Annotated in this window: 10 protein-coding genes and 1 pseudogene; 1 reads left to right on the forward strand and 10 read right to left on the reverse strand. The window is 72.0% G+C overall.

Translation table 11 applies throughout. The features are described from left to right. Nucleotides 1-113: 113 nt before the first annotated feature. The gene (locus AB0L00_RS28205) at nt 114-335 is read right to left on the reverse strand and encodes a hypothetical protein (RefSeq protein WP_364440109.1); all 222 of its coding nucleotides are present in this window, start codon (nt 333-335) and stop codon (nt 114-116) included. 240 nt (nt 336-575) lie between these two features. On the opposite strand from AB0L00_RS28205, the pseudogene AB0L00_RS28210 reads away from it, so the two are divergent. Then, nucleotides 576-707 (forward strand): annotated as a pseudogene (locus tag AB0L00_RS28210) (response regulator); the annotation flags it as partial. A 55-nt stretch (nt 708-762) separates the two neighbouring features. Here the strand turns inward: AB0L00_RS28210 and AB0L00_RS28215 are convergent. The 9 genes from AB0L00_RS28215 to AB0L00_RS28255 all read right to left on the reverse strand — a co-directional run bounded on the left by AB0L00_RS28215 (nt 763) and on the right by AB0L00_RS28255 (nt 15,156). Next, nucleotides 763-2,367 carry a helix-turn-helix domain-containing protein gene (locus AB0L00_RS28215; protein WP_364440110.1) on the reverse strand — a complete coding sequence of 535 codons (1,605 nt, stop codon included), beginning with the start codon at nt 2,365-2,367 and terminating at the stop codon, nt 763-765. 122 nt (nt 2,368-2,489) lie between these two features. Continuing rightward, complete coding sequence (gene menC / locus AB0L00_RS28220; protein ID WP_364440111.1) at nt 2,490-3,596, reverse strand: o-succinylbenzoate synthase; 1,107 nt, start codon at nt 3,594-3,596, stop codon at nt 2,490-2,492. Then, nucleotides 3,593-4,441 carry a GNAT family N-acetyltransferase gene (locus AB0L00_RS28225; protein ID WP_364440112.1) on the reverse strand — a complete coding sequence of 283 codons (849 nt, stop codon included), beginning with the start codon at nt 4,439-4,441 and terminating at the stop codon, nt 3,593-3,595. The genes menC and AB0L00_RS28225 overlap by 4 nt, the downstream gene beginning before the upstream one ends. Next, nucleotides 4,438-5,559 carry a M20 family metallopeptidase gene (locus tag AB0L00_RS28230; protein WP_364440113.1) on the reverse strand — a complete coding sequence of 374 codons (1,122 nt, stop codon included), beginning with the start codon at nt 5,557-5,559 and terminating at the stop codon, nt 4,438-4,440. The genes AB0L00_RS28225 and AB0L00_RS28230 overlap by 4 nt, the downstream gene beginning before the upstream one ends. A 1-nt stretch (nt 5,560) precedes the next feature. Then, nucleotides 5,561-6,922, reverse strand: coding sequence for a serine hydrolase domain-containing protein (locus AB0L00_RS28235; protein ID WP_364440114.1), 1,362 nt, complete (start codon nt 6,920-6,922; stop codon nt 5,561-5,563). Further along, a complete protein-coding gene (locus AB0L00_RS28240; protein ID WP_364440115.1) occupies nt 6,915-8,822 on the reverse strand; it encodes a S9 family peptidase in 1,908 nt (635 codons plus the stop codon). The genes AB0L00_RS28235 and AB0L00_RS28240 overlap by 8 nt, the downstream gene beginning before the upstream one ends. A 344-nt stretch (nt 8,823-9,166) precedes the next feature. Beyond that, on the reverse strand, nt 9,167-11,026 hold the full coding sequence (locus AB0L00_RS28245; protein WP_364440116.1) for an ATP-binding cassette domain-containing protein: 1,860 nt from the start codon (nt 11,024-11,026) through the stop codon (nt 9,167-9,169). Continuing rightward, nucleotides 11,023-11,925, reverse strand: coding sequence for a Nif11-like leader peptide family RiPP precursor (locus AB0L00_RS28250; RefSeq protein WP_364440117.1), 903 nt, complete (start codon nt 11,923-11,925; stop codon nt 11,023-11,025). The genes AB0L00_RS28245 and AB0L00_RS28250 overlap by 4 nt, the downstream gene beginning before the upstream one ends. Before the next feature lie 6 nt (nt 11,926-11,931). Next, nucleotides 11,932-15,156: a type 2 lanthipeptide synthetase LanM family protein gene (locus AB0L00_RS28255; protein ID WP_364440118.1), complete on the reverse strand. Its 3,225-nt coding sequence runs from the start codon at nt 15,154-15,156 to the stop codon at nt 11,932-11,934. Between the last annotated feature and the right edge of the window lie 64 nt (nt 15,157-15,220).

Raw genomic sequence — 15,220 nt, forward strand, 5'->3', positions numbered from 1 at the left:
CGATGTCGGCGATGACCGGGCGTGGCTCGTGGCGGTACAAAAGCGGGGCCGCGTACCTGAGTACGCGAGCCCCGCTCCGTGTTACGAGCACACCCGGCCCTCAGGCCAGGCGGCTACTTCATCTTCTTCATGACGGTGGAGACCAGGGCGGTGAAGATCGCCATGATCACCAGGAAGGCGGTGATGGCTCCGGGGGACGAGAAGACGGCGGCGCCGGCCTCCCAAACGCGGTCGAAGCCGATCCTTCCGAGTACGGACGCCACGAAGCCGATCGCACTCACCACGAGGAAGATGATGAGGTGCCTCATGAGGAAGGTGTTCAGGTGCTTCCGCATGGAGCAGTTCCTCCGATCTGTTTTGCTTGAGGCGCGTTCTTTAGGCGCGCCCCGGAGCGTTCGTGCTTGAGACGCTCCTACTTCACGAGTGTCCGAGCGGATCACAAGGTCGCAAGACCGAGGGGAATCTCATGTGGAGGCTGGCAGGGGGCGATGTGCTCGGCGCTGTGCCGAGACTTTCCGTCGTCCCAGCGACCGAAACTTGGGGCGTCAGTGTCGCGTCCCGCGGCACAGCCGGACATGGAGGTGGTCGCGGAGGCGGCGGACGGGCGCAGCGCGCTCGAGCAGGTTCGCGCGCACCGGCCCGATGTTCTGCTGGCGGACATCCGGATGCCGGTGATGGACGGGCTCGAGCTGACGCGCCGGTTGTCCGAGGAGGACCGGCTGGTAGCACGACCTCCTCCGGAAGGGTCAGCGTTCGGGATCACTAACCGGGAGTTCCGGGTCGGTCCGCGGGCGGCATGAGGCGGAGTTGGAGCATCGCCTCGAACCGGGCCTCCGGATCGGTGAGGTCGAGCTCGGCGACCTCCATCAGCCGCTTGAGGCGGTAGCGGAAGGTGTTCGGGTGGACGTGCATGGTGGCCGAGGCCGCGATCACGTCGCCGAAGGTGGCCAGCCATGCGGCGAGGGTCTCGGTGAGTGGAGTGTTGTGCTCGGCGTCGTACGCGCGGAGCCTGACGACGGGGCCGTCGGGCAGCTCGTCCTCGGCTGCCACCCTGTCGGCCAGGTCCATCAGGAGGTATGACAAATAGACGTCCGACAGGCGCGCGAACCTGGCCCCTGAGCGTCCGCCGCGCAGGACCCGGAGCGCGCGGTCGGCGTCGTTCCGTGACCGCGGCAGGTCTACCGGGCGCGCCGCCACCCGGCCGATGCCGATGACCACGGGGACACGGGTGCCGATCCGGGCGAGGAACTCTTCGGCCACCCGCAGCGCAGACTCGTCGGAAGCGGTCGGCAGGATCGCGTAGGTGACGCCGCCGAGCGAGGCCGTGGCGGTCCGCGGATGCACCGCGGCCAAGTGCAGGGCGAGGGCTCCCGAGACTCGGTTCCCGGCGGCCATCCGGTCCGGCGCCGAGGAATCCCCGGACACCGCCATCGCCAGGACACAGGCGGGTTGAGTCGAAAGCCCGAGGCGTACGGCCGCCTCGGGCGCGCCTGCGCCGCCTTCCAGGACCGTGGCGAGCAGATCGGTACGGAGCCGGCGTTCTACGTCCTCGCCCGCCCTCCGGCGGAGCAGGTGCAGCGCGACGACCTTCGCGGCCTCGACGAGGGACTGTTCGTGGTCGGCGGTGAGCGGCTCGCCGACCACGACCCAGATGGAGCCGAGGATCTCTCCGCCCGCCCGGACGGCGATCGCCACGCGGGGCTTGTCCGCGACGCCCTCCACGTAGAGGGGCCGTTCGCTGCGGTAGAGGGCGTGGAAGGCTCCGCGTTCCTCCAGCGCGCGCAGCTTGTCGGCGGGCACCTGACGGTCGAGGATCGTCGCGATCCTGGCCTCGTCGCCTTCGTCCTGCCGGCTGGAGAAGGCCAGCACCCGACCGTTGCGATCCTCCACGGTCACCGGGCCGTCGAGCAGCGCCGCGACCGCGTTGGCCACAGCGAACAGGTCCCCGGCGACCGGTGGTTCTTCTCGATCCTCGGCCGTGCCGACCTCGTCCACGGCGAGCAGGGACCGCAGCAACGCGGCGACCTGGGCCCAGGACGCTCCCGGCGTGAGACCCAGCACGGTGATACCGGTACGCGTGGCGGCGTCCCGCACTGATTCGTCCACCGCGACCGGGGACCGTACGATCACCGCCGTGGCGCCGAGCCCGGCCGCCCGCTGAACGAGCGCGACGACCTGGTCGGCGCCGTAGACCCCGACACCCAGCACCACGGCACCCGGCAGCCGAGCCGGTTCGTCCCGGGCGTCGTGAATCAGCACACCGCCGACGGGCCGCGCGGGATCGGGCTCGCCCGCCACGACCTCGACCAGGGTGGAGCCCAGGTCGGTGAGGATACGGCCGAGCACGACCGCCGACGGCACGATCACCGTCACACCATAGGTGAACCGGAGGATCGGCCGGCATGCACGCCGGAGGCTCGGCGCGGCCGTCGATCAGGCGGGTGCGCGTCCCGCGCCGACGGCCGTCCGCGGCCGGGACTCGGTCCCGCTCATCGGGCGATCCACTCGGTGGAGACGGTGACCTCGGCCAGCCGTTCCGGGATGGGCCGGACGCCGAGGCCCGGGCCGCGGGGTACCTCCAGGTGCCCGTCCCGCAGTACGAACGGTTCGGTGATGTCGGTCCGGTAGTACCTCCCCGAGGCGGACGTGTCGCCGGGCAGGGTGAAGCCGGGCAGGGCGGCCAGCGCGACGTTGGCGGCCCGGCCGAGCCCGCTCTCCAGCATTCCTCCGCACCAGACGGGCACGCCGTGCGCGGCGCACACGTCGTGGATCCGCCTCGCCTCCAGGTATCCGCCGACCCGGCCCGGTTTGATGTTGATGATCGAGCAGGCCCCGAGGGCGATGGCGTCGGCGGCCGCACGTGCCGAGACGATCGACTCGTCCAGGCAGATCGGCGTGCGTACGGCCTGTGCCAGTTGCGCGTGGCCCCGTACGTCCTCCTCGTCCAGCGGCTGCTCGATGAGCAGCAGCCCGAACTCGTCCAGGCGCGCCAGGTGCCGGGCGTCCGCGAGGGTGTAGGCGGTGTTGGCGTCGACCTGGAGCGGCACGTCGTCTCCGAAGCGCTCGCGGACCGCGCGGACCGGTGCCACGTCCCAGCCGGGCTCGATCTTCAGTTTGATCCGCGTATACCCCTCGGTGAGGTAGCCCTCGACGGCGTCGAGCAGTTCGGGGATCGAGTCCATGATTCCCACTGAGACGCCGGCGGCGACCCGGTCGGTGGTGGCCCCCAGCCACTCGCCGAGCGACAGCGACCTGGTACGCAGCCAGGCGTCCAGGACGGCGGTCTCCAGGGCGGCCTTCGCCATCCGGTGCCCCTTGAACGCGGCGAGCGCGGGGGCCACCGCCCACGGATCGAGTTCGGGCCGCCGGAACAGCGCCGGGATCAGGTGCCCGCGCAGCACGTCGATCGCCCCATCGGTGTACTCCGCGGAGTACACCGGGTCGGCCATCGTGACGCACTCGCCGTAACCCTCGCCATCGCCGGTCTCGACCCTGACCAGCAGGATGTCCCTGGTCGTCTGCGTCCCGAACGACGTGCGGAACGGAGACACCAGCGGCATCGCGATCCGGCGCAGTTCCACTCCGACGGGTTTCATGACCGCCCCTTCCGACCTCGTTCGATCACGTACCAACCGGCCCTCGTGAAGCCGGTGACGGCCCGACCCTCGGCCATCAGCCCGCCGAGCGTGTCGCGGACCGCCCGCTGCCATTCGAGCGCCAGATCAGGGTCGGCGCTTCGCATCGCCTCCATGTCGGCCGGTATCCGGACCAGGACGACCTCACCGTCCCGCCGCCCGGCGGCCGGGCCGCCGTCGGGCTTGGCGTCGAGCCCGACCACCGGCTCGGGCCCGGGATCCGCGACGTGCGGCCGTCCGCCGCAGGCGGCCGACACACGCTGATCGGCCAGATTCCAGTGGACCAGGATCCGATCGCTCTCGATGCCCGCGTTGACCTCGTCCTGCATCGCCCCGTAGAAGTCGGGGAGGTACTCGGCGGGGACCGCGCCGAGCTTCGCCATGTTGAAGTACGCGTTGCGGCTGATCAGCGGGTCGTACGTCCAGGTCACCGTGGTGATGCCACGCTCCAGCGACCAGGCGCGCTGGTGGACCTTCATCGCGTATCCGACACCGCGTCCCCGGGAACCGCTCCCGACCCCGGCGATGTGCGAGTGCAGCCCGGCGGTGGCCAGCAGTCCGACGCACGCCCCGACCATCCGGCCGTCCGCATAGGCGCCCGCGACATAGCCGCCTGCGTGCCCGATCGACTGCATCAGCTCCGGCATGATCAGGCTGCTGCCCGCCGGAGGCCGCCACACGCGGTCCAGGAGCGCGCACGCCTCGCGCAGGTCGAGGGGGTCCTCCAGTTCCCGGATCTTCAGCCCCGCCCCGTGGGCGGCCAGGCCGGCCGCTTCTCTCGCCTCGGCGACGAGCTCGCCGGTCACACCGGCTCCTTGGTCAGCTCGCGGACCAGCGCCGCCACCAGCGCGGTCCGGCGTGGCAGCTCCGCCACGATCACGTGTTCGTGGTCCGCGTGCGCCCCACCGCCGACGGCACCGAGCCCGTCCAGCGTGGGGGCGCCGACGCCGGCGGTGAGGTTCCCGTCGGAGCCGCCTCCGACGGCCACTCCCGACAGCGACCCGAACCCGAGCTCGCCGTACAGCCGGTGGGCACGGGCGAACAGCCGCGCCGATGAACTCTCCTGCAGCGGCGGCCGATCGGGGCCGCCGGACAGTTCGAGCCGCGCGCCGTTCAGCGCGGGCGGCAGGGCGCGGATCGCGGTGTCGACCCGGTCCTGTTCGGCGGTGGTGGCCGCCCGTACGTCCACGAGGAGTTCCGCCGAGGCGGGCACCGTGTTCCGGGTGGTTCCGGCCGAGGCGACCGTCGGGGTCACCGAGGTCCCCGCCTCCGGGTCACCGAGCGCGGAGATCGCCAGGATCTGGTGGGCCAGTTCGTTGGTCGCGTTCACCCCGCGGTGTGGTTCGAGACCGGCGTGCGCGGCCCGGCCGGTGATGCGCAGATCGTAGGTGGACACCCCCTTGCGCGCGGTCTTCAGGGCTCCCTCCTCGCTGGCCTCCAGGATCAGGGCGGCGGACGTACGGCGGGCCTCGTCCTCGATGAGGCTCCGCGACGTGCGTGACCCGGTCTCCTCGTCGCTGGTGACCAGCACGGTCACCCCGTCGAGATCGTCCAGTACGGACAGGGCGTGAAAGAGCTGGGCGAGGCCGGCCTTCATGTCGAAGCACCCCGGCCCGGTCAGCCGCCCGTCCTCGATGGCGAACGGATGGGTGCGCAGCGAGCCGACCGGCCAGACGGTGTCGAAGTGGCCGAGGAGGAGCACCCGGTCGCCGGAGCCGAACCGCCAACGCAGATGCGGCCGTCCGCCGGCGTCCAGCCGTTCGGGGGACCGCCCGGTCAGCCGGGTCCCGAGTCCGGCCACCGCCTCGGCGCACTCGCGTACGGCCGCCAGGTCCGCGGTGGGCGACTCCACGAACACCAGCTCTTCGATGTCGGAGAGGAGCCCGGCCGACCGGGCCTCGACGGCCGCGCGAAGATCTCGCACGTCAGCCCACCTTCGGTGTCGCGCGGCCACCGTGGTGGAGATACCGCGAGCCGTCCGGGAGCGCGTAGAAGGTCGCGGACAGCCAGCCCTTGATCCCCGGTCTGCGGGTCACGAACACGCCCGGCTCCAGCGGGCGCAGCTCCTGCTCGATCTCGCGCTGGGACTCGGGGATCAGGTCGGCGAGCACCCCGGTCACCGTGGTGCGCATGACGAGGTCGTCGCCACGGTCGAACACCTCGATGCGCGTCGAGGCGCGCTCGTACGTCCCGATGTAGCGGGACACGTCGTCCGCGACGGGATCGGCGGCCGGTTCGGGCGGTTCCGGCATGGCCACCCCGGCCAGTTCGGCGAAGATCTCCGAGTAGAGGTCCTGGTAGAGGCCGCGCGTGTCGCCGCCGTTGGTCAGCAGGCACACGGCCAGCCCGGCCTCCGGGAGCACGCGCAGGAAGGCGGACTGGCCGATGGTGTCGCCGTCATGGCCGTACAGGCGATGTCCCGACCAGTCCATCAGGATCCAGCCGAGCCCCCACGCGTCGCCGAACGTGCGGGTATCGGGCAGGGCGACCTGGGGCGTGTGCATGGCTTCGGTGCTCGCGGCCGACAGCAGGCGCATGCCGTTCCCGGCCAGGCCGCCGTCCAGGTGCAGCCGGGCGAAGGTGAGGACGTCGCGGGGGGTCGAGCAGATGAGCCCGGCCGGACCCGCCGATCGCATCAGCGTCCACTGCGGCGCGACCACCGGCGGCTCACCCACGTGGCCCGCGGCGGCGCGGAACCGGAGCACGTCCTCCGGCAGCGTCGCGGTGTGGGTGAGGCCGAGGGGCTGGTACAGCCGCTCGCGCATCAGCCGGTCCCACTGGACGCCGCTGACCCGCTCCAGCACCCTGCCGACGAGGGTGAGACCCGCGTTGCAGTACGACATGGTCGCGCCCAGCGGGTGGTTCGCGGCGGCCTCCACGAGCTTTTCGACGTAGAGCTCCAGGCAGTCGTCGCCGCGGCCGGTGTCGAGGAAGAAGTCGCCGTCGATCCCGCTGGTGTGCGTGAGCAGGTGGCGCAGCGTCACCTTCTCGGTCAGTTCGTCGGTGCTCAGTTTCAGCTCGGGCAGCACCGAGACGATCGGCGCGTCCAGCGCCAGTGCCCCCTCGTCGACGAGCATCATGGCGACGGTGGTGGTCCAGACCTTCGAGATCGAGCCGATCTGCCACAGCGTCTCGGTGGTCGCCTCGATCCCGGCGTCGGCGTTGGCCAGGCCGGTGGCGGTCTCGATCAGGTCGCCGCCGGACAGGATGCCCAGGCTCGCGCCCGGGACGCCGTGCCGCTCGGTCAGCGCGGCCAGGCGATCCGTCCAGTGGGTGCTTTCAGACATTCTCGGCTCCTAGATGTCGCTCGACCCAGCCGATGAGCCGGCGGGAGTAGTCGGCCCGGTGGGAGGGCCGCCCGTGCAGGATGAACAGGTGGTCACCGCCCGGATAGCGGACGAGACGGACGGGCACGCCGCGCGTACGGAGCGCGTGGAACCACTGCTCCGCCTGGCCGATCGGACAGCAGTCGTCGGCTCCCCCGTGCAGGATCAACGTGGGCGCGCGCACGCCGTCGACATGGCTGAGCGGAGAGAGTTCCACCAGCCGGTCGCGGGGGCCGACCTCCATGGCGGTCAGTTCCTCGCCCTGGTCGGAGGTGCCCGCCATGGAGAGCAGGTCGATGACGACCCCGCCGGGGACGGCGACCTTGAAGACGTCGCTGCGCGCCGACAGCCAGCAGGTGAGGTAGCCGCCGTAGCTGTAGCCGGTCAACGCGATCCGCGCGGGGTCGACCAGGCCCTCGTCGATCAGGGCCTGGACGGGCTCCAGGACGTCTCGCTCGTCGGCCTCGCCCCAGGCGCCGATGGCGGCCGTGTAGAAATCCTCGCCGTAGCCGTCGCTGCCCCGAACGTTGAGCGCGAGGATCGTCCAGCCGCGAGCGGCCAGCTCGTGGTGGTAGAGGTGCACGGGGTCGGCGTGCGGGGCCCAGGCGTTGTGCGGTCCGCCGTGCACGTCCACGAGCAGCGGCCCCACGGAGGGGGCGCCGGGATCCCTGATGAGCAGCCCGTGCACCCGCGTGCCGTCGGAGACCGTGAAGTCCCGTTCGGCGATCGAGGGGAAGGCGACGTCCGGGAGGGACCCGGCGGTGTGCTCGGTGAGACGTACGGCCTCGCCCGTGCCGAGGTCGAGCAGCGCGATCTCGGCGAAGCTCGATCCGTCGGCCACCGCCAGGGCGGCCCGCCCGGCCTTGGCGGCGACGGAGCACCCGCTCACCCCGGTCGCGGCCGCCAGCGGGATCTCGGCGATCCCGTCGGCGCCGAGCCGGTAGAGCCGGGTGACCCCACGGTCGCGCGCGCAGAAGACGATCTCACTTCCCTCGGCGTCCGTGAACTGCGGCAACGCTCCCGGATAACCGGGCATGCCGGGCATCACGTTCCGGTCGAGCGGAGCGCTCAGCGCGACAGGAGGCGAGCCGTCGAGCGGCTGGCGCAGCAACTCCAGGTGCCCGGCGGTGACGGTGCTCCTGCCGACGAGCAGGAGCGCGTCGCCGCCGGGGAACCAGGCGACCGTCGCGGTCAGACCTCCGGCGTTGCCGGCGACCCGCCGCCCGGTCCCGTCCGCCTCGATCAGGTAGACGGCGCGGGCACCGGTCACGTCGGCCCGGTCACCGAACGACGCGGAGAAGGCGATCCGGGTTCCGTCGGGGGACCACGCCGGTGGCCCCATGAGGAAGTCGCCGTCGGTGAGCCGCCTCGTCCGGCCCGTCGCTACCTCGACGACGAACAGCTGCGTACGGACGTTGCCGATCAACCCGAGGCCATCGACCTTGTAACCGAGCCGGTCGATCTCGACGGGTGCCACCGGGTCGAGGACGGACGCAGGGGCGGCGAAGGCGATCCGGGTTCCGTCCGGACTCCAGACGGGGACGCCGGCGGCCGGTTCCCCGGACGTCAGCGGCGTCGCCTCCCCGCCATCTGCGGGCAGCAGGTGGATCCGGCCTGCGCGCAGGAACGCCACGGTCGAACCGTCGGGGGACCAGCGCGGCGCGGTGTCGGCGGCACCGTGGGTGAGGCGCCGAGGCGCCCCGCCGTCGGCGGTGACCTCCCACAGGGAACTGTCCGCCCGGTCCAGCTCGGCGTTCTGGGTGGTCAGGGTGTAGACCACCCGGTCCCCGTCGGGGGAGAGGGCAGGATCGCCCGGGATCGCGAACCTATACAGATCGTCGATGACGAGTGGCCGGGTCACCGGGCCTCCTCAAGAGTGGGCACACAGACAGCACCGCCGACTGGGTGAACAGTAGACATCGGGCCCGGGGCCGCGGTTCGTACCGCCGTCCGAAAAAACGGCCCGGCCCATGTGCGCCCCGATGACACCCCACGGCCGCGTCGGCCAGGGTGAGGATGGGGTGGCCGGGGCGCTGTGCCGAGGCTTTCCGTCGTTCCAGCGACCAAGAGCTGGGGCGCTGAGAAAAGGTCCGGCCCTGGACTCCCGTGGTGGGAGGCCAGGGCCGGTGGTTCATGGCGTCGGCTTACTTGGCGCGGCGCGCGTAGTGCGCGCCCAGGCGGGTGCTCGGGACCGGCGGGCCGGGCTCAGGAGGGGCGGGAGAAGCGGCGGGCGGCCAGGAGGAGGCCTAGGAGGGCGGCGAGGGTGATGAGGGTCCATTCGGCCAGGACCGGGGGGTGCCAGTGGCCCCAGCTGAGCTGCTGGAACAGTGGGCCCTGCGGGCCCGGTAGGTAGGCCGCCACGGTGCGGCGCATGCCGTCGACCGCGTAGCTGAGTGGATTGATCAGCGCCAGTGTCGCCATCCAGGTGGGCATGGCGGCGAGCGGGAACATCGCGCCCGACAGGAACGTCAGCGGGGCCATGAGCACGGTCAACGCGGTTCCGAAGGTCTGCGGCCGGCCGATCAGGGTGGCCGCCAGCACGCCGAAGGCCGTCATGGCGAGCGCGGTCAGGACGAGTTCGACCAGGAGCAGCGCGTACAGGCCGGGGTCGAAGGGGACGCCGATCGGGGTGGCGGCGGTGAGGAGCAGCGCCGCCTGGCAGGTGGCCGCGGTGGTGCCGCCCAGGCACTTGCCGATCAGCAGTGTGCCGCGCCGGACCGGGCTGACGAGCATCTCGCGGAGGAAGCCGTTCTGGCGGTCCCACAGCACTGAGGAGCCGACGGAGACGGCCGGCCCCTGGGCCGCCATGAGCAGGATCCCGGAGAACAGGAAGAGCTGATAGGCGGGCCCGCCGCCGGCCGTGGGAAGGAGACCGGCGACGCCGGCGCCGAAGACGAACAGGAACAGCAGCGGCTGCAACAGCGAGATGGCGGTTCCGGTGCGGTCGCGGGCGAAGTGCAGGATCTCGCGCCGCCACACCATGCGCAGCGCGCGCAGTTCGGCGCGCAGGCCCCGGGGGACGGGCCGGGCCGGTGCCGGGCCGGTGTGCGGACCGGTCACGGGTTCGGGGGCGGGGGCGTCGGGTTCCGCCGGGACGCCGTCGCGGATCCGGTGCCCGGTGTGGTGGAGGAAAACGTCGTCGAGGCTGGGCGGGACGACCTTCGCCTCATGGACGAAGACGTCGAGTTCGGTGAAGATCCGTCGTAGGACCCGCGTGCTGTCGGTGACCCTTACCGACAGCCCGTACGGGCCGGTGGTCACGTCCAGGCCGAGGCGTTCGCGCAGCAGGCGGGCGGCCGCCGCGTCGTCGGCGGTGCGCAGGTCGATCCGGTCGGCTCCGAGGACCGACTTCAGCTCGTCGGGAACCCCCTCGGCGACGATGCGTCCGTCGTCGATGATCGCGATGCGGTCGCACTGGTCGGCCTCGTCCAGGTAGTGGGTGGTCAGGAACAGCGTGACCCGCTCGCTCCGGCAGACCTGCCGGAGGTGCCGCCAGACCCGGGCGCGCGCCTGCGGGTCCAGGCCGATGGTGGGCTCGTCCAGGAAGAGGACCTGGGGACGGTGCAGCAGCGCCCGGGCGATCTCCAGACGCCGCCGCATGCCGCCGGAGTAGGTGCGCACCAGCCGGTCGCGGTGGCCGGTCAGTCCGACGAGGGCCAGGGTCTCGTCGATGCGCGCGGGCACCTCGGCGACGGGAACGTCGTACAGGTCGGCGTGGAAGCGCAGGTTCTCCGCGGCGGTGAGGTCGCCGTCCAGTGTGGTCTCCTGGAAGACCATGCCGAGGCTGCGCCGCGCCCCGGCGGGATCGGTGCGCGTGTCGTGGCCGGCGATCTCTACCCGGCCGGACGTGGGCGCGGCCAAGGTGCAGAGCATCGCGATCGTCGTCGTCTTGCCCGCGCCGTTGGGGCCGAGGAAGCCGAAGCTCTCGCCCGGAGCCACGGTCAGCTCGATTCCGTCGACCGCGGTGACGTCGGCGTACCGCTTGCGCAGGTCGGTCGCCCTGATCGAGGGGACGACGGGCGCGGTTCCGGCGGACGCCGGCGCCGGACTCGGTCGCAGGCTCACGAGGGCTCCGGGAGGCACTCGGCCCAGTGGTCCGGCACGACGAACCCGAAGCTCCATCGGTGGCGCTCGGTCGGGTTGACGATGCAATGCCACAGCAGCCGGTCCGGGTCCTGCTCGATCTTGAAGAACCGCACCATCCGGGGGCGTTCGCGAAGGGTGACCAGCTCGCCGGTGGCGGGGTTCTGGTAGCGGAAGAAGGAGGTGCGCTCCGGGTCGGCGAAGTCGCCGTCGAAGTCGACGATGTACATGCGCCAGCCCGGTTGGTCCGCGTTGGTGTGCCAGAGCCGGTAGGCGGACGGCGGGTACCACATGCTGCCCGAGAAGCGAACCTCGGCGTGGAACACGTCCTCCAGCGCGGCGATCGCGCGCGTCTTGGCGGCCAGGTAGGCGTCGTATCCCTGGTGCGCGACGTGCTCGTCGAGGTTGATCAAGTGGAAGTCGCGCCTGACATCACCGGGGGGCGCGGCGGCGACTCGGTCACGCCAGGCCTGGTACTCGGGGCCGGACGGCGCCAACGCGGTCGAGTGCAGGTCCTCCTCACGAAACGCGTCGTGGAAACGGGCCAGGTCGACCGTGGACGGTTGAACCTTGAGCCGCGGAAGCTCGTCGATGATCGCGCCGAACCCGGGCAGGTCGTTCATGTCGTACTCGTAGTGATAGACCGCGCCTGCCGGTGGCTTCGGGAGGTCCCCGGCCTGCGGGGCGTCCAGCGGCTCCGGCACGCCCCTGGCAGCGGCCCCGGCGGATGCCGTCATGAGGTCGCGGACGGTGAAGTCGTAGCCGCCGGTACGGGCGAGCCGGATCACCTCCTCGACCCCGGTCAGGGCCTTCATCTGCTGCCGGACCTGCGGGTCCTCCTCGGCCAGGCGCAGGAACCGGGTGCAGGACTCAACGGTCATCGGGTCTCACTCCTTCGATGGGCGGGGCGGGGCCGGCGGGTCGAGGAGCAGGACCGACGGGGTGCTCTCGGGCCGGGCCAGACGCAGGAAGTGCATGCCGAAGCCCGCCAGGCCCAGCATCAGGCCCGGAAAGAATCCCGATTCCGGTCCCGGCCGGGCGTCCTCCAGGTTCCGCCACTGGGCCTGGGCCTGGACGTTGGCCTCCATCCGGAAGGCGGGCTCTTCGGCGAGCTCGGCGAACCGCAGGAACAACTCGGCGTTGCCCGAACGGCCATGGCAGAGCGAGTCGTTCTGCAGGCGCGGGAAGCCGCGCATCGTGGCCGTGAGCGCTTGGCGCGCCTCGTGGAGCATGGCGTCGTCGCGCTTGCCGAGCAGGGCCCAGCTGTGGATCCGGGTCATGCCGATGCCGGCGGCGCCGTTGCACCAGGCGTTGGCGTAGTGGCGCCCGTTGCGGAGCCGGCCGCCCGGGATGCGCCGCAGGTCGTACCAGTCCTGCTCGTCATGGTCGAAATGGCGGGCCTCGTAGGCGAAGGCGCGCCGACCGGCGTCGACGTATCCGGAACGGTCGTCGCGGCACCCCAGCATGATCAGCGCCCAGCCGATGCCGCCGGCCCCATGTGAGAGGCCGGTCAGGTCGGCCGCCACGGTGTGCGGGTCCGGGCTGGGCCACGAGAGGGTGTCGCCGTCGGCCCGCGCATGGCGCAGCAGGTGCGCGGCGCATCGGTGCGCCTGCTCCAGACCGTGGCCGCCGGTGGCGTCCGCGAGCCCGAGGAACACGGGGATGAGCCCGGCCACGCCGTGGAAGACGTCGAGGTGGCGGTCCTGCTCGATCAGGTCGGCGGTCTCGTCGGCGAGGTGGACGGCACGGTCGAGCAACGCGCGGTCGCCCCACAGGCGGTGCAGATGGGTGAGGAGGTAGACCAGTCCGCCGAGCCCGGCGAAGGCCCCGATGCGGCCGCGGCCGCGGGTGTCGAGCGCGTGGGCGAGGGCGCGTTCGGCGGCGCGGCGGAACTCCGGCCGCGGATCCGCCTCGTGGAGGTGGGCGAGGAAGAACGCGACACCCGCCGACCCGAGGTACAGGTCGCCCTCGATGTCGACCTCGGCCTTGCCGTCGCCGGTGATGACGTACGACGTCCATGGCGCACCGTCCGGCCCGCGCAGCATCCGACACAGCCGCAGCCCGACGGCGCTCGCCTGCTCGACGCAGGTGGCCGCGAAGTCCGGGCTCGTGACGTCGCCGCCGGACAGGCCCGCGGCGATGTACTGGTCCTGCTGAGCGCGGTTTCGCACGGAGAGCCGCCGGATCCGCGCGGCGGCGTGGTCCAGCGGCGTCGCCTCGACCGTGGCCGCGACCTCGTCGCGGTGGTCGTGGACGAGCCGGTCGCCGTCCGCGTCGACCGTGAACATGGGCACGTCCAGCCGCCACATCGACGCCAGCTCCCAGGGCGGCAGCACGCCCTCGCCGTCCCAGTTGCGGGGGAACGTGCGCACCGTGTTGACGAGCAGGTCCACCTCCAGCGGTTCGATCAGGCACTTGGGGTGGCGCGCGGACGCGAGCAGTTGCGCGTAGACCTGCGTGCTCCAGTTGATGAAGCGCACCCGGGTGTCGGCGAAAAGGCCGGTCACGTACTCGACCGCCGGCTCGGGCCGCTCCTGGAACCACCGGTAGACGCGGTGGAACCCGGTCCTGATCGCGTCGATGAAGTCCTCGGCCCGGGTGAGCTCGTCTCCGACGAAGACGCGGTTGGGCGCTCCCGGCTCGACCAGCACGCCCGCGCGGTGTGTCACGGCCGCTCCGAAGGACATCCGGTGCTCGTTGACCCGGGGGACCGGCATCGGCATCCGGTAGGCGTCGCCCCCCGAGTAGCCGCTGAGCCTCATGCCCGTGTCGGCCGCGGTCGCGGGTGCGGGCGCGGGCCATTCGATCAGGCCGGTCCTGAACACCGAGTCCATGAGCGTGCCGGACGGCCGCGGTTGCCCCCTGGGCGGCGCGCCGAGCACGGTCTCGCAGTCACAGATGAACGCGTGGCCGTCGGCGACCAGGACGTTCTCGAAGTGCAGGTCGCCCCCGCCGAGGATGTAGAAGATGGCGAGGTAGCCGCCGAGTTCGGCGTACACGTGCTCGGCCTGCTCGCGCGTCTCGACCCGGTTGCGTCCGGACGGGATCAGCGCCTCGTAGCCGTAACCGTCCCTGGGCAGCACCGACCGCGGGGCGAAGTCGAGGACATCGTCGTCGCGCAGCCGGACCAGCAGCTCCTGCAGCGCGGCCTCGCCACGGACACAGCGTGGCTTGTATACGAACGACTCGTCGGTGCCGTCCGCCAGCGTGACATCGACGATCGCCACGCTGCGGGCACCGGCGTGCATGTCGGATCGGCCCAGGCGCACGGAGCGCACCCCGGCGATCGGCGCACCGAAGAACGCCGCGGCGACGGCGTCGGCGTCGGCGCGCAGCCGGGCGATCATCTCGCGGCCGTGGCCGGCGAGCAGCTCGGTGACGTGCGCCAGCCATCGTCCCAGGACCGGGAAGTCCAGGTAGAAGCGGTGGTAGGACGCGGCGTCGGAGAACGTCTTGTCGAGGTAGGCCAGGTAGTCCTCACGGGTCGTCCGTGCCGGGTCGATGCCGTGCAGCGCGCAGTGCGCCTTGGAATCGGCCTCCACCGCCCAGGCCAGTGCCAGCTCGAAGCGGCCGAGCAGGTGAGCCTGGAAGTCGTCGATCACTCGGGCGTCGATGCGGAGGGCCGTTCGGTCGGCGTCCGCCGCGAGGGCTTCGCCCAGCCGCCGGCCCAGCTCGGTCAGGAACGGCTCGCAGGCGATGGCGAGCCCGCCGTAGTAGGCGTCGGGTTCGCGCCAGTTCGCCTCGGCGGTCCGGTCGCCGGACCGGTCCAGCCCTTCCAGGGCGGCCTGGTACGTCGGCAGCCATTCGGCCTGCAGGTCCGTGAGGATCCGGCCGAGGGCGTCGTCGGCCCTGGTGAGCGTCAGCTCGTGCCGCCGGTACTCGGTCAGGAGGTCGGTCAGCGAGCGCCGGGTGTGCCGCGCCGGCCCCGGCCGCCGCGCGCGCTCCTCATGGAACCGCCCGGCCAGCCGGTCCGCCAGCCGGCCGATCCGCCACCGGTCGAACTCCGTCAGCGGTGGCGCGTCCTCGGCCGGCCGCAGCGCGGCGACGACCTGAGCCTGTTCGGAGAGGTTCGCGGCACGGGCCGCGAGGTCCAAGGGGAAGAGTGGGGTCACGGCGGGGTTCCTCGCTCCGGCGGTCTGCGCGGGCCGGTGGGCCGGTGGGCCGACCGCGTCGGCC

It is taken from the genome of Actinoallomurus sp. NPDC052308, assembly GCF_040679195.1.
Classification (GTDB): Bacteria; Actinomycetota; Actinomycetes; order Streptosporangiales; family Streptosporangiaceae; genus Actinoallomurus; species Actinoallomurus liliacearum.

What these genes read in the sequence shown, in the direction of transcription:
- AB0L00_RS28205 (WP_364440109.1), bottom strand. Translation starts at nt 335, where the DNA reads ATGCGGAAGCACCTGAACACCTTCCTCATGAGGCACCTCATCATCTTC.
- menC (WP_364440111.1), bottom strand. Translation starts at nt 3,596, where the DNA reads ATGAAACCCGTCGGAGTGGAACTGCGCCGGATCGCGATGCCGCTGGTG.
- AB0L00_RS28235 (WP_364440114.1), bottom strand. Translation starts at nt 6,922, where the DNA reads ATGTCTGAAAGCACCCACTGGACGGATCGCCTGGCCGCGCTGACCGAG.
- AB0L00_RS28250 (WP_364440117.1), bottom strand. Translation starts at nt 11,925, where the DNA reads ATGACCGTTGAGTCCTGCACCCGGTTCCTGCGCCTGGCCGAGGAGGAC.